The 26447-nt window shown below is 56.4% G+C and carries 24 protein-coding genes; 14 read left to right on the forward strand and 10 right to left on the reverse strand.

Going from position 1 to position 26447, the window contains the following annotated elements; translation table 11 throughout:
- Positions 1 to 14 precede the first annotated feature (14 nt).
- The gene (ilvA, locus tag ACR0JR_RS15870; protein WP_480456976.1) at positions 15 to 1241 is read left to right on the forward strand and encodes a threonine ammonia-lyase IlvA; all 1227 of its coding nucleotides are present in this window, start codon (positions 15 to 17) and stop codon (positions 1239 to 1241) included.
- On the opposite strand, the gene ACR0JR_RS15875 is transcribed toward ilvA, so the two are convergent.
- Positions 1238 to 1588 carry an Hpt domain-containing protein gene (locus tag ACR0JR_RS15875; protein ID WP_480456977.1) on the reverse strand — a complete coding sequence of 117 codons (351 nt, stop codon included), beginning with the start codon at positions 1586 to 1588 and terminating at the stop codon, positions 1238 to 1240. The genes ilvA and ACR0JR_RS15875 overlap by 4 nt on opposite strands.
- A gap of 121 nt (positions 1589 to 1709) precedes the next feature.
- Here ACR0JR_RS15875 and ACR0JR_RS15880 point away from each other — a divergent pair, with 121 nt between their 5' ends.
- A complete protein-coding gene (locus ACR0JR_RS15880; protein ID WP_480457025.1) occupies positions 1710 to 2984 on the forward strand; it encodes a PP2C family protein-serine/threonine phosphatase in 1275 nt (424 codons plus the stop codon).
- On the opposite strand, the gene ACR0JR_RS15885 is transcribed toward ACR0JR_RS15880, so the two are convergent.
- Complete coding sequence (locus tag ACR0JR_RS15885; protein WP_480456978.1) at positions 2981 to 3424, reverse strand: NUDIX hydrolase; 444 nt, start codon at positions 3422 to 3424, stop codon at positions 2981 to 2983. The two genes, ACR0JR_RS15880 and ACR0JR_RS15885, sit on opposite strands and share 4 nt — an antisense overlap.
- A gap of 76 nt (positions 3425 to 3500) precedes the next feature.
- Here ACR0JR_RS15885 and hslO point away from each other — a divergent pair, with 76 nt between their 5' ends.
- The 8 genes from hslO to ACR0JR_RS15925 all read left to right on the forward strand — a co-directional run bounded on the left by hslO (position 3501) and on the right by ACR0JR_RS15925 (position 12740).
- The gene (gene hslO, locus ACR0JR_RS15890; protein ID WP_170780059.1) at positions 3501 to 4487 is read left to right on the forward strand and encodes an Hsp33 family molecular chaperone HslO; all 987 of its coding nucleotides are present in this window, start codon (positions 3501 to 3503) and stop codon (positions 4485 to 4487) included.
- Positions 4477 to 5076: a CoA pyrophosphatase gene (locus ACR0JR_RS15895; RefSeq protein WP_480456980.1), complete on the forward strand. Its 600-nt coding sequence runs from the start codon at positions 4477 to 4479 to the stop codon at positions 5074 to 5076. The genes hslO and ACR0JR_RS15895 overlap by 11 nt, the downstream gene beginning before the upstream one ends.
- Positions 5073 to 6227 carry a CCA tRNA nucleotidyltransferase gene (locus tag ACR0JR_RS15900; protein WP_480456981.1) on the forward strand — a complete coding sequence of 385 codons (1155 nt, stop codon included), beginning with the start codon at positions 5073 to 5075 and terminating at the stop codon, positions 6225 to 6227. The genes ACR0JR_RS15895 and ACR0JR_RS15900 overlap by 4 nt, the downstream gene beginning before the upstream one ends.
- Before the next feature lie 194 nt (positions 6228 to 6421).
- Positions 6422 to 8260, forward strand: a complete 1839-nt coding sequence (locus tag ACR0JR_RS15905) for an ABC transporter ATP-binding protein (protein WP_480456982.1) — start codon at positions 6422 to 6424, stop codon at positions 8258 to 8260.
- Positions 8257 to 10089, forward strand: coding sequence for an ABC transporter ATP-binding protein (locus ACR0JR_RS15910; RefSeq protein ID WP_480456983.1), 1833 nt, complete (start codon positions 8257 to 8259; stop codon positions 10087 to 10089). The genes ACR0JR_RS15905 and ACR0JR_RS15910 overlap by 4 nt, the downstream gene beginning before the upstream one ends.
- Positions 10090 to 10127: 38 nt before the next feature.
- Entirely contained in the window at positions 10128 to 11351 is a 1224-nt protein-coding gene (locus tag ACR0JR_RS15915; protein ID WP_480456984.1) for a class I SAM-dependent RNA methyltransferase, read from the forward strand.
- Positions 11352 to 11373: 22 nt separating this feature from the next.
- Entirely contained in the window at positions 11374 to 12159 is a 786-nt protein-coding gene (locus ACR0JR_RS15920) for an ion transporter (protein ID WP_170471057.1), read from the forward strand.
- Between the two features lie 62 nt (positions 12160 to 12221).
- Positions 12222 to 12740, forward strand: a complete 519-nt coding sequence (locus tag ACR0JR_RS15925) for a L,D-transpeptidase family protein (protein ID WP_170542577.1) — start codon at positions 12222 to 12224, stop codon at positions 12738 to 12740.
- A 1-nt stretch (position 12741) separates the two neighbouring features.
- Here the strand turns inward: ACR0JR_RS15925 and ACR0JR_RS15930 are convergent, their stop codons facing one another.
- The 7 genes from ACR0JR_RS15930 to cysQ form a co-directional block, all read right to left on the reverse strand.
- Entirely contained in the window at positions 12742 to 14175 is a 1434-nt protein-coding gene (locus tag ACR0JR_RS15930; protein ID WP_480456985.1) for a nodulation protein NodH, read from the reverse strand.
- 6 nt (positions 14176 to 14181) lie between these two features.
- The gene (locus ACR0JR_RS15935) at positions 14182 to 15882 is read right to left on the reverse strand and encodes a DUF5927 domain-containing protein (protein ID WP_480456986.1); all 1701 of its coding nucleotides are present in this window, start codon (positions 15880 to 15882) and stop codon (positions 14182 to 14184) included.
- Positions 15879 to 16865, reverse strand: coding sequence for a glycosyltransferase family 2 protein (locus ACR0JR_RS15940; RefSeq protein ID WP_480456987.1), 987 nt, complete (start codon positions 16863 to 16865; stop codon positions 15879 to 15881). Before ACR0JR_RS15940 ends, ACR0JR_RS15935 begins: the two co-directional genes overlap by 4 nt.
- A 149-nt stretch (positions 16866 to 17014) precedes the next feature.
- Entirely contained in the window at positions 17015 to 18061 is a 1047-nt protein-coding gene (locus tag ACR0JR_RS15945; protein WP_480456988.1) for a glycosyltransferase family 2 protein, read from the reverse strand.
- Positions 18058 to 19041: a UDP-glucose 4-epimerase GalE gene (gene galE, locus ACR0JR_RS15950; RefSeq protein WP_480456989.1), complete on the reverse strand. Its 984-nt coding sequence runs from the start codon at positions 19039 to 19041 to the stop codon at positions 18058 to 18060. Before galE ends, ACR0JR_RS15945 begins: the two co-directional genes overlap by 4 nt.
- Positions 19038 to 19838 (reverse strand): 3-deoxy-manno-octulosonate cytidylyltransferase family protein, encoded by an 801-nt coding sequence (locus tag ACR0JR_RS15955; RefSeq protein WP_170542589.1) that lies wholly within the window; start codon positions 19836 to 19838, stop codon positions 19038 to 19040. The genes galE and ACR0JR_RS15955 overlap by 4 nt, the downstream gene beginning before the upstream one ends.
- Positions 19838 to 20635: a 3'(2'),5'-bisphosphate nucleotidase CysQ gene (gene cysQ, locus ACR0JR_RS15960; RefSeq protein WP_480456990.1), complete on the reverse strand. Its 798-nt coding sequence runs from the start codon at positions 20633 to 20635 to the stop codon at positions 19838 to 19840. The genes ACR0JR_RS15955 and cysQ overlap by 1 nt, the downstream gene beginning before the upstream one ends.
- 122 nt (positions 20636 to 20757) lie before the next feature.
- Between cysQ and ACR0JR_RS15965 the strand changes: the two genes are divergently transcribed.
- Entirely contained in the window at positions 20758 to 21585 is an 828-nt protein-coding gene (locus ACR0JR_RS15965; protein ID WP_480456991.1) for an ABC transporter permease, read from the forward strand.
- On the opposite strand, the gene ACR0JR_RS15970 is transcribed toward ACR0JR_RS15965, so the two are convergent.
- The gene (locus ACR0JR_RS15970; RefSeq protein WP_480456992.1) at positions 21582 to 22184 is read right to left on the reverse strand and encodes an alpha-ketoglutarate-dependent dioxygenase AlkB family protein; all 603 of its coding nucleotides are present in this window, start codon (positions 22182 to 22184) and stop codon (positions 21582 to 21584) included. The two genes, ACR0JR_RS15965 and ACR0JR_RS15970, sit on opposite strands and share 4 nt — an antisense overlap.
- A 214-nt stretch (positions 22185 to 22398) precedes the next feature.
- Here ACR0JR_RS15970 and dnaK point away from each other — a divergent pair, with 214 nt between their 5' ends.
- The 3 genes from dnaK to radC all read left to right on the forward strand — a co-directional run bounded on the left by dnaK (position 22399) and on the right by radC (position 26447).
- Complete coding sequence (gene dnaK, locus ACR0JR_RS15975; protein WP_170471036.1) at positions 22399 to 24306, forward strand: molecular chaperone DnaK; 1908 nt, start codon at positions 22399 to 22401, stop codon at positions 24304 to 24306.
- Between the two features lie 74 nt (positions 24307 to 24380).
- A complete protein-coding gene (dnaJ, locus tag ACR0JR_RS15980) occupies positions 24381 to 25532 on the forward strand; it encodes a molecular chaperone DnaJ (protein WP_010442938.1) in 1152 nt (383 codons plus the stop codon).
- A 159-nt stretch (positions 25533 to 25691) separates the two neighbouring features.
- On the forward strand, positions 25692 to 26447 hold the full coding sequence (radC, locus tag ACR0JR_RS15985; protein ID WP_170471034.1) for a RadC family protein: 756 nt from the start codon (positions 25692 to 25694) through the stop codon (positions 26445 to 26447).

Raw genomic sequence — 26447 nt, forward strand, 5'->3', positions numbered from 1 at the left:
GCAGGGAAATCGACATGACCAATTTCATGACCCGTGCCCGTGCTGCCGAACAGGCGATGCGCTCTGTTTTTCCAGCAACGCCTCTACAGCGGAATGCCCATCTGTCCGACCGTTATGGCGCGGATATCTGGCTCAAGCGCGAAGACCTCAGCCCGGTGCGGTCCTACAAGATCCGCGGCGCATTCAATGCGATGCGCAAGCAGCAGGGGCAGGAGCTATTCGTTTGTGCCAGCGCAGGCAATCACGCGCAGGGCGTGGCCTATATGTGCAAGCATCTGGGCGTGAAGGGCGTGATCTTCATGCCGGTGACAACGCCGCAGCAGAAGATACAGAAAACCCGTATCTTTGGTGGTGACAATATCGAGATACATCTGACCGGTGACTATTTCGACGATACTCTGTCCGCCGCTCAATCCTGGTGTGCAGAGCAGGGTGGGCATTTCTTATCTCCGTTCGACGATGCGGATGTGATCGAGGGACAGGCCTCTCTGGCGGTTGAGATCGAAGCGCAATTGGGCGGCGTGCCTGATCACGTGATCCTGCCTGTTGGCGGTGGCGGAATGTCTTCGGGGGTCGCGACGTGGTTTGGGGGCCGGACACATTGTTTATTTGTGGAGCCAAAGGGCGGCGCGTGCTTGCATGCGGCAATGGCGGCAGGGCATCCGGTGGCGTTGGATCACGTGGACAATTTTGTAGACGGCGCAGCGGTCGGAAAAATTGGCGCGAAACCCTTTGAGCTGCTGAAGGATCGTCATTTGTCAGATGTTCTGGTTCTGTCCGAGGATCGGATTTGTACCACCATGATCGAGATGCTGAATGTCGAAGGCATCGTTTTGGAGCCAGCTGGTGCCTTGGCGATTGAGGCGGTTGCCGATGTCCAGAGCTTTATCCGTGGCAAGACAGTGGTCTGCGTGACTTCTGGAGGCAATTTTGATTTCGAGCGCCTGCCTGAAGTGAAAGAGCGCGCGCAGCGCTATTCAGGCGTGAAGAAATACTTCATCCTACGACTGCCGCAGCGTCCAGGTGCGTTGAAAGAGTTCTTGGGTATCCTTGGCCCAGAGGACGATATTGCACGATTTGAATACATGAAAAAATCGGCGCGCAACTTTGGTTCTGTTCTGATCGGAATAGAGACCCGCAAACCCGAGAATTTTATGCGTCTGTTCGCGCATCTGGATGACGCAGGGTTCACGTATACAGATATCACTGAGGACGAGACCCTGGCGCAGTTTGTAATTTAGAGCAGGTTTTCGGCGAGACCCGCCTGAAACAAGGCTTTCGATGCGTCATAAGCCGTACAGATTTCACCCAGATCGACTGCAGCGCCGTCGCCGGCAGCGGCCCGTCGCTCGCCGTCCTGACATAGCTTCGAGAAGCTGTCGAACCCAAGACTTAATGCGCTGCCTTTCAGGAAATGCAGGTTTTGCTCGATCTCAATCCGGGCCGTATCATTGCGCAGCTTCTTGATGAACTCCTGAACCTCGTCCAGAAAGATATCGACAACCTCATCGAACTCTTCTGCGCCGACTTCATCACGTAACTGTCTGACTCTGGACCACTGAATCATGCCAACCTCTTGCGGTTGCATATTGGTATCCTGCTGCGGGTAAATGCGGAGTTAAACTTTGGCTGCTCGATCTTTCATCGGATGTTAAGCTGACGCCCTTAGCGTTTTGTCAACTGGAGAGTTGAGCAAGTACAGGGACTTCATGGTGCCGGATGCCAGTCATGTTGAGATCCGGGTCGAGCTGGATTTTGGCGCGATCCGTAAGGTTCTTGTTGTAGACGATAGCCGTCTGCAGCGGCGCATTCTGGTGGCCTCGCTGAAGAAGTGGGGGTTCGAGGTTCTTGAGGCCGATAGCGGCGAGGCTGCGATTGAGTATTGCGCAGCCGATACACCCGATCTGGTGCTTAGCGATTGGGTTATGCCCGGCATGGGCGGGCTGGAGTTCTGTCGCGCCTTCCGAGAGCTGGATAGTGATCAATATAGCTATTTCATCCTTCTGACCTCAAAAAGCGAAAAGCAGGAGGTCGCAAAAGGGCTAGACGCAGGCGCAGACGATTTCCTGATCAAACCTCTTGAGGCGGATGAACTGCGTGCGCGCATCTCGGCTGGTGCGCGTATTCTGGACATGCAGCGCGAGCTGTCGCGCAAAAACCAGCTGATCGAAACCGCGCTGAACGAGCTGAAGCTCGCCCATGACGCGATCGATAATGACCTGATACAGGCGCGAAAGATTCAGGAATCGCTGGTGCCAGAGTTGAAGGGAACCTTCGGTAAATCTCAGGTCAGCCTGCTTTTGAAACCCTGTGGGCATATCGGCGGCGATCTTGTTGGAATGTTCTCACCCGGTGTTAATCGGCTGGGGTTCTATAGTATTGATGTCTCGGGCCACGGGATCACCTCTGCGATGATGACGGCCCGACTTGGCGGGTATTTATCCAGCACGCATTTCAACCAGAACATCGCGATGGAACGCCGGTTCAACAAATTCTACGCCTTGCTACCGCCCGAAGAGGTCGCGTCTCTGCTCAACTCCCGTCTGATCGCCGACACCGGGATCGAAGAGTATTTTACGATGGTTTATGCCATCGTTGATCTTCGCAACGGACATCTGAAAATGGTGCAGGCAGGTCACCCGCATCCGCTGCTGATGCGCCATGATGGCCAAACCGAGTTTCTGGGCGAAGGCGGGTTGCCAATCGGTCTGCTGCCGGATGCACAGTTTCAACAAACAGAAACCTATATGCTGCCGGGCGACAAGCTGCTGTTGCACTCAGACGGGTTTACGGAATGTCAACTCGCCGATGGCAGTTTGCTGGACGAAGACGGGCTTAGGTCAATGGCTGTCGAGTGCGCTGAAGATAACGGAGGGCCGGAATTCCTTGAGGATATGTTCTGGCGACTCAGTCAGGTGATGTCGCCAGACAGCGGCATGATCGATGACGTCTCTGCCGTGTTTTTCGAATATAACGGACCTTAGAGCCCATGCAGGTGGCGCTGGGCGAAATGGGCGTCGCCCTCATTGCCTAACAGATGAACGGCATCTGCGGTCTCCATCCAAATGGCCTCGTGAATGTCTTCGGTCGGAGGGCCTAAGCGACGGACGGGGTGGGCGCGGTAGATCAGGCAGACTTTCTCGGCCCACAGGTCGTATTCCGGCATGTAGGTGTATCGACGAAATGCACCCATACGCCGGGGTGCGGCGATCAGCCAACCGGTTTCTTCGTAAACCTCACGGTGAAGCGCTGTAATGGGTGATTCCCCCGGATCGATGCCGCCGCCTGGCAGCTGAAGATCGGGGCCGGGTTCCAGCTGACAGGTCAGCAACAAACGGTTACCCTGTGGTAGCAGGGCATAGACACCAACGCGGCGTTTATAGGTACGACCGGCCTCGGGGCTTTCACCGAACCGTCTGATCATGTAAGGCCCCTTTCAACCAAAACTGTTCAACCTATATGGTGGCGGTATGCCAACCTGTGGCGCTTAAGGAAACCCCATGTCTATTGGAACAAAAATCGCGTGGGACGACACGGTCCTGCCCTTTCAACTCGATGTATCGGACATGCGTGGCCGCGTGGCGCGGCTGGACGGTGTGTTGGACGGCATCCTGAAACAGCACGACTACCCTGAGGTGGTTGAGGCGCTGGTGGCCGAGATGGCCCTGCTGACCGCATTGATCGGGCAGACAGTATCGCTGCGCTGGAAGCTGTCCCTACAGGTGCAGTCCAAGGGTGCTGTGCGGATGATCGCAACAGACTATTACGCACCGCAGCAAGAAGGTGAGCCCGCGCAGATCCGTGCCTATGCCAGCTTTGATCGTGACCGGCTGACTGATGCCGCCCCCTTCGACCAGGTGGGTGAGGGCTATTTCGCCATCATGATCGATCAGGGCGAAGGCACGCAGCCCTATCAAGGCATCACGCCATTGGCCGGTGGATCGCTGAGCGCCTGTGCCGAGGCTTACTTTGCACAGTCTGAACAGCTGCCAACCAGGTTTTCACTGAGCTTCGGCAAATCGACCGAGCCCGGTGTCGGGGAACACTGGCGCGCAGGCGGGATTATGTTGCAGCACATGCCCAAGGCTTCGCCCTTTGCCGCATCCGGGGAAGGCAGCGGAGAGATTCTGACCGCCTCGGATCTGGTGGATGGTGAAGAGGGCGAGAACTGGGATCGCGTTAACATCCTGCTCGACACTGTAGATGATCTGGAGATGATCGGGCCGTCCGTTGCGCCAACCGACCTTCTGGTGCGCCTGTTTCATGAGGAACAGCCTCGCGTCTATGATGCGCAGCAGGTAAAATTCGGCTGCACCTGTTCCGAAGATCGCGTGCGCCAAAGCCTGTCCATCTATTCGGCGCAGGATATTGCGACAATGACCACGGACGAAGGCACCGTCACAGCAGACTGTCAATTCTGCGGTGCGCATTACGTGCTGGACCCAACGACCGTCGGGTTCGAGGCCGAAGGCCCGGATGGCGCGTGATCTGATCACAGACCTGACGGTGGCGCTTGGCCGCGATGGCGCGGGCTCCAGTGACTTTGATCTGAACCCGGAAACTGTTCTGCCTGCGGGGCGCAAATTGCGTCCTGCGGGTGTGTTAGTGCCTGTTTCTGTGGTCGAAGATGTCCCGCGCCTGATCCTGACAAAACGCTCGTCGGCGCTAAAACACCATCCAGGCCAAATCGCTTTTCCGGGTGGAAAACAAGATGAAGGTGACGCGGATGTCGCGGCCACCGCCCTACGTGAAGCGCGGGAAGAAATCGGCCTTCCACCCGAATTGCCACGCATTTTGGGCCATCTGCCCATTCATGAAACCGTGACTTCTTTTTCGGTCACGCCCGTTGTTGCGATCCTTGAAACCAGCTTCGAGACTGTCGCCGAACCCGGTGAAGTGGATGAGGTCTTCTCAGTTCCGCTTGCGCATGTCCTGAACCCGGAGAATTATGTCGTCGAGTCTCGCCGCTGGCGTGGCCAAAGACGGTATTACTATGCCGTGCCCTATGGCCCCTATTACATCTGGGGTGCAACGGCGCGGATGCTGCGGGGACTGGCAGCGCGGATGAGTGAATGAAGCGGATCACCGAAGACTGGTTAACCGAACAAGCCACACAGGATGTGTGCACTGCTTTGACCAACGGCGGGGCGCAGGCGCTGTTCGTCGGTGGTTGTGTGCGCAATGCTCTGCTGTGCGCACCGGTTTCAGACATCGATATTGCCACGGATGCAAAGCCCGAGCGGATTATGGAACTGGCGCAGAAGGCTGGGCTGAAACCAATACCGACTGGGATCGAACATGGCACGGTGACCGTCGTCAGCAAGGGTATTCCTCATGAAGTCACGACGTACCGCCGTGATGTCGAAACGGATGGTCGACGTGCGGTTGTGGCCTTTTCCAACAGGGTCGAAGAAGACGCTGCGCGTCGTGATTTCACTATGAACGCGCTTTACGCCAAACCTGACGGCACGATCCTTGATCCGCTGAACGGTTTGCCGGATCTACAGGCGCGTCGCGTGCGGTTCATCGGGGAGGCCAGTGATCGCATCCGCGAAGACTACCTGCGATCGCTCAGATACTTCCGCTTTCACGCTTGGTACGGTGATGCAGACCAGGGCTTCGACCCCGATGCGCTGGATGCGATTGCTGCGAATTTGGACGGGTTAGAGACACTTTCCCGCGAAAGGGTTGGGGCCGAGATGCTGAAGCTTCTCGCTGCGCCTGACCCCGCTCCGTCGGTTGCCGCCATGCGCAGCACAGGTGTTCTGGCGCAGCTTCTACCCGGTGCGGATGACCGGGCTTTGGCGATCCTTATCAAGTTGGAACAAGACGCCCACGCCGCGTCCGAAGCGATTCGCCGTTTGGCTGCAATTGCACCGCCTGAAGTCGCAAAAACCCTGCGCCTCAGCCGTGCGCAACTGCAAAGACTGACCCGGATGCGCGACGAAGCGATGGCGATGACCAGCGTCGCGGAACTGGGTTACCGCTATGGCTCGGAAGGCGGTTTGCACGAGACGCTTTTGCGCCACGCATTTCTTGAACAGCCATGGTCAGAAGACCTGAGCCAAGCCTTGCAACATGGGGCCGCAGCCAGTTTCCCGATTAAGGCGTCGGATTTGATCCCAGCCTTCTCGGGTCCCGCGCTGGGCAAAAAACTGGCCGAGCTTGAGGCGCGGTGGATCGCGTCGGATTTTACGCTCAGCCGCGAAGAATTGCTGGCGGAATAAATTGAAGTCTCAAAAGGGGATGACAAACCCGATTTGATTTGGCAGGGTGCGCCTGACTCATATGGAGGGAGGAATGCGAATGTATTACGGGATCTGGTTCGGCTAAAGCCCGGAACACTTTGACCCGTAGGGGTGGTGTTCTGGCGCCATCTTTCTTCGCATGACCTATTTTTTGCTCAATCGGAGCACTCTCTATGTTTCGCTACTTCGAAAACCTCATTGACCCTTTTGTCGCCTATGAACAGGTAGATACCCCACCTGCGCGGCTGTGGCCTTTCATGTTGGGCTATTCGCAGCCTTTCAAACGCGTTTTCGTGCTGGCCGCACTGATGTCCGTGATGGTTGCTGCGGTCGAGGTCGGACTGATCTTTTATATGGGCCGCGTTGTGGATCTGCTGGGAAGTTCACCCGCTGAATTTTGGCAGGCGCATGGGACAGAGCTGATCGTGGTCGCCGCGCTGATTCTGTTCATTCGTCCCATTCTGCAGCTGGTTGACGTCTTGTTGCTCAACAACACGATCCTGCCGAACTTTGGCACGCTGATCCGTTGGCGGGCGCACAAACATGTTCTGCGACAATCGGTGGGTTGGTTCGAGAATGACTTTGCCGGCCGCATCGCCAACCGGGTTGTTCAGACCCCGCCCGCTGCGGGCGAGGTTGTGTTTCAGGTCTTTGACGCGATCTCTTTCTCGATTGCCTACATGATCGGCGCGGCCATTCTGCTGATGGCGGCTGATCCGCGCCTGTTGCTGCCTTTATTGATTTGGCTGGTGTTTTATGGCGCTTTGGTTCGGTGGACCGTCAAGCGGGTCGGACCCGCGTCGCAAGCCGCGTCTGATGCGCGTTCGACCGTAACGGGGCGCGTGGTGGACAGCTATACCAACATTCACTCCATCAAGATGTTTGCCCATGACACGCAGGAACAGGATTATGCGCGCGAGGCGATTGCAGAAACCCGCCGCACATTCCAGATCGAGATGCGGATTTTCACCATCATGGATGCCGCACTGGTTGCGTTGAACGGTGTGCTGATCGTGGGAGTCGTCGGTTGGGCGATCCTGCTTTGGGCGCAAGGTAGCGCTACGGTTGGTGTGGTGGCCGCAGCCACTGCGTTGACGCTGCGGCTGAATGCCATGACCGGATGGATCATGTGGGCGTTGACCAGCTTCTTCCGGGAACTGGGCATCGTTGCCGAAGGGATGCAGACCATTGCACAGCCCATCGACTTGTTGGATGAGCCTGATGCGAAATCCTTGCGGCTGGGCAATGGCCAGATCGAAATCCGCGACTTGTCGCATCATTATGGGCGCGAAACTGGTGGTTTAGATCACGTCAATCTGACCATCCGGCCAGGCGAAAAGATTGGCCTGATCGGGCGGTCGGGGGCCGGAAAATCGACTCTAGTAAAGCTACTTCTGCGGTTTTACGACGTCGAGAAAGGCGCGATCCTGATCGATGGTCAAGACATCTCGAAGGTTACGCAGGACAGCCTGCGCAGCCATATCGGGATGGTCCAGCAAGACAGCGCTCTGTTGCACCGCTCTGTTCGTGCCAACATCCTGTATGGCCGACCTGATGCAACCGAAGAGCAGATGGTGGCCGCTGCCAAACAGGCCGAAGCGCATGAGTTCATCCTCGATCTGCAAGACCCGGAGGGCCGCACTGGCTATGATGCGCATGTGGGCGAGCGGGGCGTGAAACTGTCGGGCGGTCAGCGGCAGCGTGTAACGCTGGCGCGGGTGATCCTGAAAGACGCGCCGATTTTGCTATTGGACGAGGCGACATCTGCCCTAGATTCCGAAGTCGAAGCCTCGATACAGGAAACACTCTACGGCATGATGCAAGGCAAGACCGTGATCGCCATCGCGCACCGGCTCAGCACGATTGCTCAGATGGATCGCATTCTGGTGATGGATGGTGGTCGCATCGTCGAACAGGGCGGCCATTCCGAATTGCTGGCGCAACGAGGGCTTTACGCCCAGTTCTGGGCGCGGCAATCTGGGGGCTTCCTGAACCCGGAGGCCGCTGAATGAGGATTGCCGACCTCATCCAACCGTTCAAAGACATCGAAACGCCCCCGCCGCAAACGCTGGGGGCGTTCATTCGCTGGAGCCTGTCCGGCGCCTGGCCGATGCTATTCGTCGCTGCTGCGTTCTCGGCAATCGCAGGCGCTATGGAGGCCGGCACCGCCTGGGTCTTGGGGCGGGTTATCGATCTGACTACAACCAGCGGGCCCGACGCGTTTTTGACCGGCGGCAATCTTGCGATCATTTTGGGTGCTGTCGCATTCTTCATGCTGTTGCGTCCCGCGCTGTTTGGGCTGTCATCGATAGCGAATAACTACATCGTAATGCCCAACATCACACCACTGGTATTAGCCAAGCTGAACCGCTGGACGCTGGGTCAATCGGTGACCTATTTCGACGATGATTTCGCCGGGCGGATTGCCCAAAAACAGATGCAAACCTCAAATGCGATGACGCAGGTGGTGTCCGAAACCATCAGCGCGATTGTGTTCGCCTTGGCCTCGCTTGCGGGGTCATTGCTGTTGTTAGGGTCTATTCATCCGCTTGTGATGGTCCCGTTCGCCGCTTGGTTGGTTGTCTACTTCCTGCTGGTGCGCTGGTATCTTCCACGCATTCGTGTGCGCTCTGCCGCGCGTGCTGGAGCACGGGCGATGGTGTCGGGGCAAGTGGTCGACACGATTACAAATATCAAAACGGTCAAACTGTTCGCTCATTCGGAATTCGAAGACCACGCTGCGCGCAACTCTATGGTCGACCTGCGAGAACGGTCGCTGGAATTCGGCAAGTTGTCGGCCAGTTTCCGGTTCATCCTGATGACGCTAGCCGGGGTTCTGCCAGTCCTGCTGATCGGTGCGACGCTGTGGCTTTGGCGGGTGGGCGGCGCGTCTGCCGGGGATATTGTAGCGGCTGGTGCCGTGGCGATCCGTATCTCACAAATGACCGGCTGGGTCAGTTTCACGTTGATGGGTCTATACGCCAATGTTGGCGAGATCGAGAACGGGATGCATACCCTGACCAAGCGCGACCGGGTCGAAGATGCCCTGAATGCGACTCCGCTAGTGGTCTCGGAAGGTGAGATCGCCTTTGACCATGTCAGTTTTGCCTATGGCCGCGATGTGGGCGGCGTGTCTGACCTGCATTTCACCGCAGCTCCGGGTGAGAAGCTGGGCATTGTCGGGGCCTCGGGTGCGGGGAAATCCACTTTGGTTTCACTGCTGCTTAGGCTCTATGACGGGGAAAATGGCGTCATTTCAATTGACGGGCAGGATGTCTCTCAGGTGACACAGGACAGTCTGCGTCAACAGATCGGGATGGTCACGCAGGAAACTGCGATGTTCAACCGCTCGGCGCGCGAGAACATCCTCTATGGCCGTCCTGACGCGCCCGAGGCTGAAATGATTGAGGCCGCGACTAAGGCCGAGGCGCATGAATTCATCCTGGGGCTTGAGGATGCGCAGGGGCGTAAGGGCTATGATGCGCATCTCGGTGAGCGGGGTGTGAAACTCAGTGGCGGACAACGGCAGAGGATCGCTTTGGCTCGTGCAATCCTGAAAGACGCTCCAATATTGGTTCTGGACGAGGCGACCTCGGCGCTGGATTCCGAAGTCGAGGCTTCGATTCAGGCCGCGCTACATCGCGTTATGCAGGGCAAGACCGTTCTGGCGATCGCGCACCGCCTCTCCACGCTCAGCGAGATGGATCGGATCATCGTTCTGGATCATGGGCATATCGTCGAGAGCGGAACACATGAGGCGCTATTGGAACGTGGCGGGCTTTATGCCCGGTTCTGGCACCGTCAGTCGGGTGGGTTCATTCAGGCGGAAGCGGCAGAATAAGGGTTTTGTTGGTCGCAAACCCCCGGTATCAGGCCCCCATGACGCAGCACTATACCATAAACCGCCTTGGTCATCAGGGCGACGGGATCGCCGATGGTCCGATCTATGCGCCACGCACCCTGCCGGGTGAGGTGGTCAGCGGCACGCTGCTGGGGCAGTTCCTGGGTGACATCCGTGTCGAAACGCCCTCGGATCAGCGGGTCAAAGCACCATGCCGTCATTACAAGGCCTGTGGGGGTTGCCAGCTGCAGCACGCAGCTGACGACTTTGTCGCCAACTGGAAGGTCGACGTGGTCCGCAACGCGCTCGCCGCGCAGGGGCTCGATGCCCCGATGCGGCCCATTCACACCTCGCCCGAACGATCGCGCCGCCGTGCGACCATCGCCGTTCGGCGCACCAAAAAGGGTACTCTGGCTGGGTTCCACGGACGCGCTTCGGAAACGATCACCGAAATTCCGGACTGTCGCCTGCTGCATCCCACCTTGATCGACGCCATTCCGGTGGCCGAGGCCTTGGCCGTGTTGGGTGGCAGCCGCAAAGGCGTGTTGGCCGTAATGCTGACCCTGTCCGAAGGCGGTCTGGATGTGGCGATTAAAGGCGGCAAACCGCTGGATGGACCATTGGAACTGGCGCTCGCGCAAGCGACCGAGCACCACGGCCTTGCCCGGCTCAGTTGGGATGATGAAGTTATCGCCATGCGTGAGCCTCCGATCCAACGCTTTGGAAACGCTGGCGTCACCCCACCGCCCGGAGCGTTTTTGCAAGCCACCAAGGATGGAGAACAGGCTCTATTACAGGCCGTTTCCGATGCGACGCTGGGGGCCAAGCGGATCGTCGATCTTTTCGCGGGATGCGGAACTTTCTCACTACCGCTGGCACAGACAGCCGAGGTGCATGCGGTCGAGGGCGAGGCCGAAATGACGAAGGCCTTGGATCAGGGATGGCGCAAGGCGCAAGGCCTGAAACAGGTCACAACCGAGGCCCGAGACCTGTTTCGCCGCCCGCTCATGCCCGATGAGCTCAAGAAATTCGATGCTGTCGTGCTAGACCCGCCGCGCGCAGGGGCCGAGGCGCAGGTGACCGAGTTAGCGCAGGCCCAGCGTCCAGTGCTCGCATATGTCTCATGCAATCCAGTGACCTTTGCCCGCGATGCAAAAATATTGGTTAACGCCGGATATACCCTTGAATGGGTGCAGGTGGTTGACCAATTTCGATGGTCGTCACACACCGAACTTGCCGCTCGGTTCATTTTGAACAATTAACCCTGAGATAAGGACCACCCGCATGGTGATCGCCCAACGACTGCTGCCCATCATCGAAGCGCCGACTTTCGGGAAGTTCATCACCGGCGTGATCCTGTTCAATGCGGTCCTGTTGGGGATGGAGACATCACCCACGCTGATGGAGGCGGCAGGCCCGCTGATCGTGACGCTTGATAAACTGTGCCTCACCATCTTCGTCATCGAAATCGTGGTGAAACTGATCGCGACCGGGCGTCGGTTCTTCACAAGCGGCTGGAACATTTTTGACTTTGTGATTGTGGGTGTCGCCCTTGTCCCCAGCGCGGGGGCGCTTTCTGTTCTTCGGGCGCTGCGTATCTTGCGGGTATTGCGCGTCATCTCCGTTGCGCCGCGCCTGCGCCGAGTAGTCGAAGGCTTCATCTCGGCGCTGCCGGGCATGGCCAGCGTGTTCCTGCTGATGGCGATCTTGTTCTATATCGGCGCGGTGATCTCGACCAAACTGTTCTCATACAGCTTTCCGGATTGGTTCGGTGATCTGGGCATGTCTGCCTATACGCTGTTCCAGATCATGACGCTGGAAAGTTGGTCCATGGGGATCGTCCGCCCGGTGATGGAGGTCTATCCCTACGCCTGGCTATTCTTTGTTCCCTTCATCATGGTGACCACCTTTGCGGTGGTTAACCTTCTGGTTGGTCTGATCGTGAACTCGATGCAGGATGCCCACCATGCCGAGGATGAGGTCAAAACAGACGCCTATCGTGACGAGGTTCTTGAAAGGCTCGAGTCGATTGAACGCCGCCTGACGGAACAGTCGTACATCAAAAAGTGATTTAAGTTTCGCGCAAATCTGGCATAATAATTGGCAAAAAAGAGCATCAGGCAGTGAAAACTATGGATCGTCGAGCATTTGGAATGGGCGCGATGGCAACGCTGAGCCTTTCAGCGTGCGCCTCAGCGAAACCCAGATTTCTTTCTTATCGCGGGCCCGAGGTGACCTCTTTGGTCATCAACAAGGGCGCACGCAAGATGTATCTTCTTCATAACGAGCAGATTTTACGGGAATATGATGTCGATCTGGGATTTGCGCCCAGAGGCACAAAAACCAAAAAAGGCGACGGCCGCACGCCTGAGGGCACTTATCTGATCGACCGCCGCAACCCACGTAGTCGGTATCACCTGTCGCTGGGCATCTCGTATCCGAACTCGGAAGATCGGGCGAAGGCCAAGGCCGCTGGCGTTGATCCGGGTGGTGATATCTTCATTCACGGACAGCCGAACCTAAGGTCCGAGTTCAAGCGTGCGAAGAAGACGCCTGATTGGACAGCGGGCTGCATCGCTGTGAAAAACGATGAGATCGAAGAGATTTACGCGATGGTGAACGAGGGAACGGTCATCACTCTGCGTCCCTGACTCAAAGCGGTTTCCAAGCACCAAACCCGAACTGCACATAGTCGCGCTGGTAGGCTTCGGCTGCCAGCGCTTCAAGCCGTGCATCGTAAATTTGATCCAACAAGAAGGGTACATCAGGCTTTGCTTTCATCGGAGTTGGCGGTGCTTCGTGTCCCACTTGACGGGCAAGCTCGGGCAATTTGATTGCCATCTCATCCTCACGCAGAATCAGATCGGGTAGAGTGAATCCAGCCATGCCTTCCAGTGTTTGCACCTGCCCGCACCATTCTCCATCGACGCGGATCGGGGTCTGACCGGCAAGAATACTGCGCAACATGCCCAGATATGCCGAGAAAGCTTCGTAGTGTTGGTCAAGTGAATAAGCACCTAAATCACCTTTGGCAGGTAGCGGCACATTGTACCGCCGGCTCAGCATATTGCGGATACTGACATAGGCGCCGGGGCCGGTGTGTAGGATACGGTCACAGAATACCGCGTGCGCGCGCGCCAACGGATGCCGTAGCACTGTGAATTTGCGGTGACCGGGATGGCTTTGCATCCAATGACGCGTCTGTTTCTGATTGCGGCCAGTGATCAGGTCATCGGTTGTGACTCCATCGAGATCGGCAAGCCATTGCGCAATTTCCGCCTCGGGGCCCCCGCGCACGGGTAGATACATCAGGGGCGTGTTTGCCGCGCCCACATAGCGCGACACGGCAGGACCGCGGCGCGGCTCGAAATTTGGGATTTGGTGCAACTTGAACCGGTCATACTGTGACAGTGCCTGCTCCATGTCGTCTGGATTGGTCACTTTCGACAAGGCAGGCGCGGGGTTCTGGCGCTTGAGATGTTGGTTCAGCTCGGCAAGCCGTGCGCTGACGCCCAGCCAGGCAGCAAGCCCGTTCAAAACGTCCAGATCATTCAGATCGTCATAGTCTATATAAAACGGCGTTTGCCCTGTGGTTTGCAAGTGCTTGAGAACGGTCTGCTGGAACGCCTGCCGTTGTTGAAGTTGGTCAAAGAACTCTTCGGTGTCGAAAGTGACCTGCGCGTCGCGGCGCTGCTTGATGTTTACCAATCTCCATTGCTTGGTCTTCAACGCGATTTTCCAAGAGATGTAGCTGTCCAGAGGATTGCGCATCAGGATGATCTTGGCACAGCGTGGATCATCAAGCGCAGGCCCAAGAGCACGCGCATCGTGATCACTGAAGAATCGAAAACCGTTCATCTCACCCGGTGCGTTTCGGATCGCATTGATCAGAGCCAGAGGATCGTTCTCGCGATCTTCTAGAGTAAACCCAAGAACGCTATCCAGTTTTGGCAGGCCGACGAAGTAGGGGTTGAACGCCTCACCGTGACAGGTCACTCCGTCGAGCGTATTTAACTGCAATTCCAACAGGTTCGAGCCAGTACGCATATCGGCCAGTACGATGAAGTAATCGAAGCGGCGGGTCATTTTTAATTACTGCACCAGATAGGGCTTTTTGAATGATTTGGCTTGTCCGCCAAATACATCGTTAACAGGAAAATCACCCATCAAATAGGGATGCATGCCCTGGTTCTTGAGATTCTGCAGAAACTTACCAAACCCCGTCAGATCCACCATCGTGGGTGCCTCGGTCAAGTGGGTGGGCTGGGGCGCACCCATATCTTCAAGCACGGTCTGCAGGTGTTCCATGGGGGATTCCACGAACTCAGCCATGGTCCAGACCCGTATTCTAGAGTTTGCGCGGGCTGTATCCAGCAACTCAAGCTGCTTTGTTTCCCGCTGCTGCAAACGGGCAGCTTCACACCGAATATCGGCAAAGTTCATGTTGGACCTGAACAAGGGAACCGCCCAGGCCCCGGTGATCATTGCAATACTAGCGTTCAGATCGCGCAACAGGAACTCGTTGATCTGTTGGGCATCATTCGGTCCGAATTGAAAACATTGGCGCTCGCCCCGTGTGTTCCAGATGACGTTCGACAGGAATGCAGTCGGATTATAGTCGCGGAGAGACGCGCAATCGGGAAGCGCGCCGTTCATCATTGTGCCACCGTTTGCAAATTGCGCCTTCTCCGGGTGAAACAGGTGTCCGTGCACCCGTGCACTCGTCACATTTGCAAGCCAGGGTTCGAAATCTTCAAACAGCTCTGAAAAGCCTTGAAGCACGGAATAAGAAAAAGCGGTTAGGCCGCGTTCGCTTGTCGCGCGCGGAAAACAGCTCTGCATATACAATCCGTCCCGGCCGCGAATGCGCCGCTCGACAGCCTTAGAAAACACTCGGTCGATCTTTCCCGGATTGGGCTCAGCCGGTGTCATCGCGCTGTTTTCATCCGACAAAAAGGATTGATACAGCCTGTCTGCTCCGTGCCAGATTTTCCGCGCCACAAAGCAATCCGAGCGGCGTAGCAATTGTAGGTGGTCATCGTAGAACATATGAGGTCGGCCCTGATAGTCGAACTTCGACAGTGTCAGCGACCGGCTTTCGATATGCGTGGAATACAGGCGCGCAAGTGTTTGGAAATAGCTTTCGTCCGGGATCCAGACCCTCCGAAAATACCGGTCATAGTCCGGTCGCTTGGGGTCCTGTAAAATGGCTGACAGGGTTTGCCGTGTCAGGCACCACCATTGGCTGCCCATATGGGGCACCAGATCTTCAGGGATGGCCCTGCGCAGGCCTGCTGCGCGTTGAAGCCGCACGTATGCGTCAAACAATCTCCGTTGTTTGCGCCATGAGAACGGAAAACGCAGCGTGAAGCGTTCAAGATCCAACCCCCCCATGGTCCAGCTGACATCGCGTGTTGTGGCGCTTTCGATGAAATCAACGCGGGGGCGATCAGCCAGATAGTCTATCAGCTCGCCCACAGGGCGAAGCGGCAAACAAGCACCCGAGGCAAGATAAACGTGACGCACCTTCGGGAAACTGTCCAACATCTGGTTTGCAGCGGATTGTGAGGCCGCAACGATGCCCCAACCACCCCATTCACAGACATGTCGATCCGAGAACTGGATTAGCGGGTTGTCTGAGCACGCAGTGACCAGAGTGGAATAGGCCGAGTTGGCCACTTTGCGATCTACATGGATCACGACCGGGCAGCCCGATGCCGTCCAATGCCGCGCCACCTGCTCTACTCGGTCGAGTGCGGTGTGCACAAGCATGACGATGCCCAGGCTACTCATGCCCAGTTCCCTTTTGACATCATGCCGAGGATCTCAAGCTGTCGCCAGTTAATGTATTTCTCGGACCAGTTGTTCCAGAAAATAGGTTTATTCTGTAACTGTTCGGCATAGGCTTTGTATTCTTCCGAACCGCTGTAATGCTGGCTGCGGCTTAGCTCCTCGTACGCTTTGTCGCCCAGAGTTTCGATCAGCTTGGCATGCAGCAGTGCGCCGCTGGTCTTCTCACCCCCGCGCTCCTCATAAACTTGATTGAGGCCACGGGGCAGCAGCGCATGGGTAGAGCTGACATAGGCGTAGCGGCGATGCCATTTCACCAAAGGGATTTTGTTCAGTGCAGGGGCTTTTTCGGGCGTATCATGAAAGAAAACCCGTGCTCGGGCACCACCTTGGATCCACAGGTTTCCATAGGTGGGATTCCGCGTGATCATGTAGTTGCCCGAGTCAAACCACTGGGCGATCTCGAACGGATCCTGACCGGCGTGATAGGGCGTGTCTTCGATTGGTCCTTCGGGATACATATCGATCAGCATCGTGCCGAAACTACGCACGCTGGTGTCGTCCAGCCAGTCGGTCAACGCCTTTATCGGGCGGGTATCACAGAACGGGTAAACAAAGAACTCGTCAGGATCGACGGTCAAAACCCAGTGTTTGTGGGCATAGATTCGCAGCAGATAATTTGACCAATCCAGCCCATACGTCGACCGTTTGTAGCTGGCATCCGTCCACCACAGTGACACGTCTGGCTGGCCGGTTAAAAACTCATGCGTTCCGTCACTGCTATTGTTGTCGACGAATAGGAAATGGTTAATGCCAAGCTTGCGGTAGTAATCGAGAAAATAGGGCAGGCGGATACATTCGTTTCGCACGACGCTCATCAACAAGATGTCCTGCGGGCGAATATCTGGGGTGTTATTCTGTATCGCTTTCAATTCGCGTCTTTTGCGCAGGCAACGCAAAAGGCGACGCTTGCGTCGCAATCTCATGCGATAGGAATCCAAAAGGCTCACGCGGCTGCCCAACCTTTTTTGATATACGCGAGTCTGCCCGGGGCCACCTGAGGCCTGAGTGGTGCCGAGCCGTCATCGTTTTATGACATCTAGCTACCTTGCGAAGCAATGGGTTTATATCCCGTTTACTTCCCCGTAGTGGCTGGAAAGCTGCCACCGTTCAGCAGCCCCAAAGTCTCCAATTGTTGCCAATCGCGCAGCTTTACAGAATCAGACCCCCAAAGATCGGGTTTATTAATAATCCCATCATAATATGTGCTGAATTTTTCAGGGTCGTGGAAATGCTGGCGCCTGTGTTTTTCGATCTGCGATTTTTCTACAACCCCCGGCAGGAATTTCGTGTGCAGCAAAACGCCCGAAGGAGCCTGCCCCTCTGGCCCGTCATATTCAAAATTCAGGGCTCGCGGCAGGACGGAGTGGCAGGAATTCACATAAGCCATATGTCGCGACCAGTGGACCAAAGGGATTTTGTTCAGAGTCGGGGATCTTTCAGGGCGGTCCGAAAAGAAAGCTCGCTCGCGCGTCCCGCCTTGAACCCACAAGTTGCCCAATGGAAATTGACGTTGGGATCTGTAGGGGCCGGGGTCGAACCCGTTCAGAACATCCGTAGGATCGGATTGCGGGTCATAGTACTGTGTGCCCACTGGGCCTTTGGGAAACAGATCCAGCATCAATGCGCCAAAGGCGGACTGCCCACGCGCGTCCAGCCAGCCCGTCAAATCGTTTAACGAATGCGTGTCGTGATGGGCATAGACAAGCAATTCATCGGCATCGACCATAAGCGTCCAATGCCTGTGGCCAAATTTCCACTGCAGATATGTCAGCCAATCCAATCCGAACCGGGACGCACGATAGCTAGCAGTTGTCTGCCACAGAGATACATCCGGCTGATCAAGCAGGTACTGGGTCGATCCGTCGTCGCTGCCGTTATCCACAATCAGAAAATGATCTACACCCAGCGTCCGGTAGTGGTGAAAAAACCACGGCAATCGGCTGATCTCGTTCCGTAGAGTGGTAAAGGCAAGGATTGCTCCCGGCGCGATTTGTTGCGTTTTGTCTGCACGCGAAGTTAGCTGATGGCGGCTACGAAAAGACCGCCATAAAAGCCGCTTACGCTTTAGGCGCAACTTGTATCGCTGCGCCCAGCTTAGCGGCTGATCTTTTGTGCTCACTTTTTGTAGCTGCCATTCTGATGCCAGCGCCACGCATCGGTGATCATCGTCTCTAACGTTGATTTTTTTGGCATCCAGCCCAGCTCTTGTTCTGCGCGGGTTGAACCTGATACCAGACGTGTACAGTCCCCTGCCCGGCGTGGGCCGATGCTGTAGGGCACCGCTCGATTGGTGACGGCCTTCGAATGCTCGATCACCTCCATAACCGAAAATCCCGATCCGGTACCCAGATTGAACACACGGCTCTCTTTGCCTTGTTCCAGCCACTTCAGACCAAGAACATGCGCAGCGACCAGATCGCAGACGTGCACATAATCGCGAATACAGGTGCCGTCGGGCGTGTCATAATCGATGCCAAAAACTGTAAGACCATCGCGCTTACCGGCGACAGCGTCCAGCATCAGCGGCACCAGATGGGTCTCGGGTTGATGGAATTCACCAATTTCGGCATCCGGGTCGGCCCCGGCGACGTTGAAATATCGGAAGATCACATGGTTTAGCCCGTAGGCGAATTCGAAATCACGCAGGATATCTTCGATCGCGCGTTTTGAGGCGCCATAGGCGTTCAGCGGTTGTTGAGGTGAGGTTTCATCGAGCACCACATTGTCGTGTTCGCCATAAGTGGCGCAGGTCGATGAAAAGACGAAATTCAAACAGCCCGCGTCGACTGCCGCTTGGATTAACGTCAAAGAGCCGGTCACATTGTTCGACCAGTACCTGCCAGGCTCGGACATTGCCTCACCCACTTGGCTGAGGGCTGCGAAATGCATCACGGCGGCTGGCTGGTATTTGGCAAAGACGGCGTCCAGATGCGCGCGATCCAGTAGGTCGCCCCGCTCGAACGGACCAAATTTCACCGCATCCTGCCAACCGGTGACCAGATTGTCATAGGTCACCGGAATATAGCCCGCCTTTGCAAGCGCCTTGCAGGCGTGCGAACCAATATAGCCAGCGCCGCCGGTGACCAGAATATGGTTCATTCCAGCCCCATCGCGGCCATCATTTCTTCGATCTTGGCGACATCCTGGGGGTTGTTCAGTTCCCAAAACTGACGGCCCTTGGCTTCCACCTCGACGCACAGAACCTTGCGACCGTTTTCCATGAAACGCAGTTGTTCAAGGCCCTCCAAAGTTTCCAGCGGGCCGGTCCGCCAGGAGGGATAGTCTGCCAGTGCATCTGGCCGATAAGCGTAGACTCCGACATGATGAAAGACCGGAGTTGGATCATCGTTGGCATAGGTCTCAGAGGTGAATGGGATTACCTCTTTCGAGAAGTAGAGCGCACTGTGATCATTGCCGAACACTGCTGTCGTACCGCCAACGCGGTCGTGTTTGCGGTCATTCAACAACCCGTTCAGAGCGTCGCCATCGCAGCGCAGAACCGGGGTGGCCACACCGGCCTCAGGGGCATCGCGCAAGCCTGAAATCAGGTCTTCGACAAACCAGTGCGGCGTCAATGGTGCATCGCCCTGCAGGTTCACTACGATCTCATAACCGCTGCCCAGCGCCGTATGTGCCTCGGCGCAGCGTTCGGTGCCATTGCGACAGGTATCCGAGGTCATGATCACTTCGGCCCCGAACCCCTCGGATACTTCGCGAATGCGGTCATCGTCTGTCGCCACGACGACGCGATCGACACCCGCGACCGAAATGGCGGCGCGCCAGGACCGTTCGATCAGTGTCATGGCTGTACCATTGACCCCGGTCAGCGGCACCAGAGGTTTGCCCGGATAGCGGGTCGACGCGTAGCGGGCGGGAATGACGATCAGAACAGACATCAGGCTTCCTTCAGGTCGACGCCCGGAGCATAGGCGATGAAAAACGGGTTGGCATAGCCGTCTTTGCCGTAAGTTAGCGGCGTATGGTCGTCAAATCGTACGACAACTCCACCAGCACCGGCCAGTACTGCATGGCCCGCTGCGGTGTCCCATTCCATTGTGCGGCCCACGCGGGGGTAAAGGTCAGCCTCACCCGTTGCGACCAGACAGAACTTCAGCGATGACCCGGCGCTTTTGCTGTCGCGCACCTGATATTTGTTGATGTAATCCTCAGTCGCCTGATCGCGGTGCGATTTCGAGGCAACGATCATCAGAGCTGAATTGTCTGGTTTAGAGACTGAAATCAGAGCTGTCTCGCCTGCATTATCCTCGTCCAGATCACCTGTCTCTTCAACCGATTGCCCATTGGCTTGAGTATAGAACATCCGGCCTCTGGCAGGCGCATAAACCACTCCACGTGTTGGCACACCGTTCTCGACCAGCGCGATGTTCACCGTGAAATCGCCTCGACGGTTGATGAATTCCTTAGTGCCGTCCAGCGGATCGACGATCAGAAAGGTCTCACCTTTTTCCGAGTGCGAGTCCGCCTGTTCTTCAGTCACTAGTATAATTTCGGGAAAAGCTTCGCGCAGCCCGGTCGAGATCAGCGCATCTGCGGCCTCATCCGCCTCGGTCACCGGGCTGGAATCGGATTTGACTTTGACGTCGAAATCATCCGACTCGTAGATCTGCATGATCTTGTCGCCTGCCTGAAGGGCCAGCCGCCGGATGACGGGTATCAGGGCGTCATAGGTCACAAAAAAGCTCCGTTCTTGAGGTTTGTTGATCCAAGTTTCTTACGGACTTATGATGCGCTGGATACGGAACAGCAAGAATTTCGTGCCATATTGCAGGCGACACAACAGGAAAGATCAGTCAGGTGTTTCACTATAGACGAAATCAGTCACTTTTAGGTGGGGCCTTCACAACGGCCGAACTGATCTTTCACGCGGTAGTACGCAATATTCGATCGCAGCATTCTAATGCCGTTCTGGCCATAGTTATCAACATTGTTCAAATTGTTCTGCTCGTCTCGGCATTTTATTTTCTTATGTCGCTGCTGGGCCGTTTTACTGGTGTGGCAAAAATTCGGGGAGAGCAGGTTCTGTTCCTTCTTTCCGGTGTTTTTTTGTTCCTGACCAACATTAAATCGGTCACTGCCATCGCCGGAGTCGGACCCGGCAATAATCCGATGACATTACATTCGCCAATGACGATGATGGTGATGCTGGCAGCTGCCGCTTTCGGAGTATTATATACTCAGCTGGTTTCGATTGTCGTGATCCTGTTTGTCTATAGCGTGGCTGTAAACCCGATTGAAATCCAAGAGCCCGGCGGAGCGTTTGCCATGCTCGTGCTGTCCTGGTTCACAGGATGCTCAGTTGGGTTGGTGCTATTGGCTCTCAACCCATGGTTCCCAAGAACCGTCGAAATCCTGAAAAATGTATACCGCCGAATGAATATGGTTTTCTCGGGCAAAATGTTCGTCGGCAATGCGCTCGGCGGGTTCGCACTAGCCATGTTTGCCTGGAACCCGCTATTTCACATAATCGACCAATGCCGTGGCTTTGTGTTCCGGAATTATTTTCCTCGCAACACTAGTTGGGAATATGCGCTTTGGGTGGGGATTGTCCTGACCATGATCGGGTTGCTGGCTGAATTCTACACGCGCAAACACGTGTCAAAAAGCTGGGAGGCGCGCCGCTAGGTGGCGACCCGAAGCGTCAGATTAATACGCCCGCCCTTCGGCAGCAGTTTGGATGATCCAAATCGGATGCGGTCAATCCCGTGATATGTCAGCCGGGCAGGTCCGCCCATTATCACCACATCGCCCGAGTTCAGCCAAATTGACTCGGTCTTGCCCCCGCGAGTCGTATTGCCGATGCGGAATAACGCGTCATCGCCCAGTGAAATCGACAGCACCGGCCAAGAGAAATCAGCCTCGTCCTTGTCTTGATGCAGGCCCATCTTGGTGCCTTCGCCGTAGTAGTTGATCAGGCAGCAATCGGGCTGACGTTCCGAACCGGTCAGGTCTTGCCAGATCGTCAGAATATCATCCGGGATTGCAGGCCAGGTCATGCCTTTGGGATGGGTATCCTGATACCGATAGCCAGCCCGATCCGTAACCCAGCCCAATGCTCCGGCCGAGGTCATGCGTACCGACATTTCTTTGCCCGATGGGGTGATGGGCCGATAGAGCGGCGCGGCCTTCAGAATCGGGCGCAACAGGTCAACCAGGCGGGTTTGCGACACCGCATCCAGATAGCCTTTGCGGATATCAAATCCGCGCAAAAGAAGCCGCGCCATGGAAGAATCCCCAAACCTTGCCAGAACCTTGCCAAAAAAGGCCACAAAATCCCGAAAACCTGCGTTTCTGACCGCTTGCAGGCCCCAGTCTGCGCCCTTATATACGCCTCGACGCGCGATGGTGTAGTGCTGTCGCGCACATCAGATCGGGGCCGGGATGCCGTAACGGGTTCAGGCCTCGGGACATCGCCTTAAATTGAAAGGGATCAAAATTATGGGAAAAGTAATCGGGATTGACCTCGGAACCACCAACTCGTGCGTGGCCATCATGGATGGCTCGCAGCCGAAGGTCATCGAAAACGCCGAAGGGGCGCGGACCACGCCCTCGATCGTCGCCTTCACTGAAGATGAGCGCCTGGTCGGTCAGCCTGCAAAACGTCAGGCGGTCACCAACCCCGACAACACGATCTTTGGCGTCAAGCGCCTGATCGGTCGTCGCGTGGATGATGCCGAAGTTGAAAAAGATAAGAAAATGGTGCCGTACGCCATCGTTGATGGCGGCAATGGCGACGCGTGGGTTGAAGCCCGCGGTGAAAAGTACTCCCCAAGCCAGATCTCGGCCTTCACTCTGGGTAAGATGAAGGAAACCGCCGAGAGCTATCTGGGTGAGGAAGTCACGCAGGCAGTTATCACCGTTCCGGCATATTTCAACGACGCCCAGCGTCAGGCCACCAAAGACGCCGGTAAAATCGCCGGTCTGGAAGTGCTGCGGATCATCAACGAACCGACAGCGGCTGCGCTGGCCTATGGTCTGGACAAAGAAGAAACCCAAACCATCGCGGTTTATGACCTTGGTGGCGGTACCTTCGACGTGACCATTCTGGAAATCGACGACGGCCTGTTCGAAGTGAAGTCGACCAACGGTGACACCTTCCTGGGTGGTGAAGACTTTGACATGCGCATCGTCAACTACTTGGCAGACGAGTTCAAAAAGGAACACGGTGTCGATCTGTCCGCTGACAAGATGGCCCTGCAGCGTCTGAAAGAAGCCGCTGAAAAAGCCAAGATCGAACTCAGCTCGACCTCGCAGACCGAAATCAACCAGCCGTTCATCTCGATGGGTTCGAACGGTCAGCCGCTGCACATGGTCATGAAACTGACCCGTGCCAAGCTGGAATCGCTGGTTGCGGACCTGATCAAGAAGTCGATGAAGCCGTGCCAGGCTGCTCTGAAAGACGCCGGTCTGTCGGCTGCTGACGTGGACGAGGTTGTTCTGGTCGGTGGTATGACCCGGATGCCGAAAGTGATCGAAGAGGTCACTAAGTTCTTCGGTAAAGAGCCGCACAAGGGTGTGAACCCGGACGAAGTGGTTGCCATGGGCGCCGCCATTCAGGCCGGTGTTCTGCAGGGCGACGTCAAAGACGTGGTTCTGCTGGACGTGACCCCGCTGTCGCTGGGCATCGAGACGCTGGGTGGCGTGTTCACCCGTCTGATCGACCGCAACACCACGATCCCGACCAAAAAGTCTCAGGTCTTCTCGACCGCCGAAGACAACCAGAACGCCGTAACCATCCGCGTGTTCCAGGGTGAGCGTGAAATGGCTGCTGACAACAAGATCCTGGGTCAGTTCAACCTCGAAGACATCCCGCCCGCACCGCGCGGTATGCCTCAGATTGAGGTTACTTTTGACATCGACGCCAACGGCATTGTCTCGGTTTCGGCTAAAGACAAAGGCACCGGCAAAGAGCAGAAGATCACCATCCAGGCCTCGGGCGGTCTGTCCGATGAGGACATCGAAAAGATGGTCAAGGACGCCGAAGAGAACGCGGAAGCCGACAAGGAACGTCGCGAGCTGGTCGACGCCAAGAACCAGGCGGAAAGCCTCATCCACTCGACCGAAAAGTCGATGGAAGAGCATGCCGACAAGGTTGACCCGACCACCATCGAAGCCATCGAGCTGGCGATTGCCGCGCTGAAGGACGAGCTGGAAACCGAGAATGCCGACAAGATCAAATCCGGCATCCAGAACGTAACCGAAGCCGCCATGAAGCTGGGCGAAGCCATCTACAAGGCGCAAGCCGAAGAGGGTGAGGATGCGCCGGCGGCAGCCGATGAGGCACCGGGTGAAGACGACATTGTCGACGCCGAGTTCGAAGATCTGGACGACGACAAGCGTAACTAACGGGTAACCGGGCCAATATGGGCCGGTCCGGTTGCCGGGCCGGCCCAATTACGTTGAGGCAGAAGGAAGAACTGATGTCCAAACGCGACTATTACGAAGTGCTCGGCGTGTCCAAGGGCGCTTCGGCGGATGAGATCAAGAAAGGTTTTCGCAAGAAAGCCAAAGAACTGCATCCCGATCGCAACAAGGACAATCCTGATGCCGAAGCGCAGTTCAAAGAGGCCAACGAAGCCTATGATGTGCTGCGCGATGGCGACAAAAAGGCGGCCTATGACCGCTTTGGCCACGCTGCGTTTGAAAACGGTATGGGTGGCGGAGGTCGTCCCGGTGGCGGTTTTGGCGGCCAGGGCGATTTCTCCAGCGCGTTCTCAGACGTTTTCGACGACTTGTTCGGCGACTTCATGGGCGGCCAACGTGGCGGCGGCGGTGGACGTCGTGCAGCCCGCGGATCGGACCTGCGCTATAACCTTCGGGTTTCGCTGGAAGAGGCTTATGCGGGTCTGCAGAAAACTATAAATGTACCGACCGCCGTGGCCTGCTCTTCATGTGAGGGTACTGGGGCTGAGGGTGGGGTTGAACCCACCACCTGTCCAACCTGTTCCGGTATGGGCAAGGTGCGCGCGCAACAGGGCTTCTTCACCGTTGAACGCACTTGTCCGACCTGCTCCGGTTTGGGTCAGATTATCAAGAATCCCTGTAAATCGTGTGGCGGTGCTGGTCGTGTTGAAAAAGATCGCGCGCTATCGGTGAACATTCCAGCGGGCGTTGAAACCGGTACCCGCATCCGTCTTGCCGGTGAAGGCGAGGCTGGCATGCGCGGTGGCCCTCCGGGCGACCTATATATCTTTGTCGAGGTTTCGGATCATAAACTGTTCGAGCGTGACAGCGTGAACCTATATTGTCGCGTTCCGGTCAGTATGGGTAAAGCGGCGCTTGGTGGCTCGATCGAAGTTCCTACAATTGATGGTGGTCGCGGCCGCGTTCAGATTCCGGCAGGCAGCCAATCCGGGCGTCAGATGCGTTTGCGCGGCAAAGGCATGCCCGCGTTGCGTGGTGGTGGTATCGGCGACATGTTCATCGAACTGGCCGTGGAAACTCCGGTCAATCTGACCAGCCGCCAGAAAGAGCTACTGCGTGAGTTTGACGATTTGGGTGAAGACAATCACCCGGAATCGAAAAGCTTTTTCTCTTCTGTGAAGTCCTTCTGGGATGGCATGAAGGGTTAAACCGGTTAAGCAGGGGGGCTCTGCCCCCATCGCCCTTTGGGCGACTCCCCCGAGATATTTATGGCCAGATGAAGCGGGGGACCCGTGTGTTGCCGTTCCGACGGGCAGGGATAAGGCGCGTTAACTTTTCGGAAACCGATTCTGCGTCAGAGTGGGGTTATGACCCAAGACGCCTTTGCCGAAGCCCCCATGCTGTTCGATACGGATGAAGCACCGGCGCAGCCGCTGCCCGTTGGTCGGTTACCCTCCTACATAAAAGACCATCGCAAGCGGCTGCGCGAAAGGTTCATGTCTGGCGGATCAGCAGCGATGCCGGATTATGAACTGCTGGAGCTGGCTTTGTTCCGATCCATCCCGCGTCAGGACGTGAAACCGCTGGCGCGTGCTCTGATGGATGCGTTTGGCGACTTCAACCGCGTGTTGACGGCGCCTGAGGAACGGCTGCGTCAGATAAAGGGGATCGGGGACACGGTGATTACCGATCTGAAAATTCTTGAGGCCTGCGCTCATCGGATGGCACGAGCGCGGGTGATTCAGCGGCATGTGATTTCGGGCTGGGATGCGCTGCTGGATTATTGCCACACGACGATGGCCCATCGCGAGACCGAGCAGTTTCGGGTGTTTTATCTGGACCGGAAGAATGTACTGATCGCAGATGAAGAGCAGGCGAAGGGCACAGTAGATCACGTACCGGTTTATCCGCGTGAGGTGGCGAAACGCGCGCTGGAGCTGAATGCGTCAGCGTTGATATTGGTGCACAACCATCCCTCAGGTGACCCGACGCCTTCACAATCTGACATCGACATGACCAACCGGATTCAGGATGCTTGCACGGCGCTGGGGCTGACCTTGCACGATCATTTGATTATCGGCAAATCGACAGAATTGAGCTTTCGCGCACAAGGATATCTTTGA

The organism is Ruegeria sp. AA3, assembly GCF_056542905.1.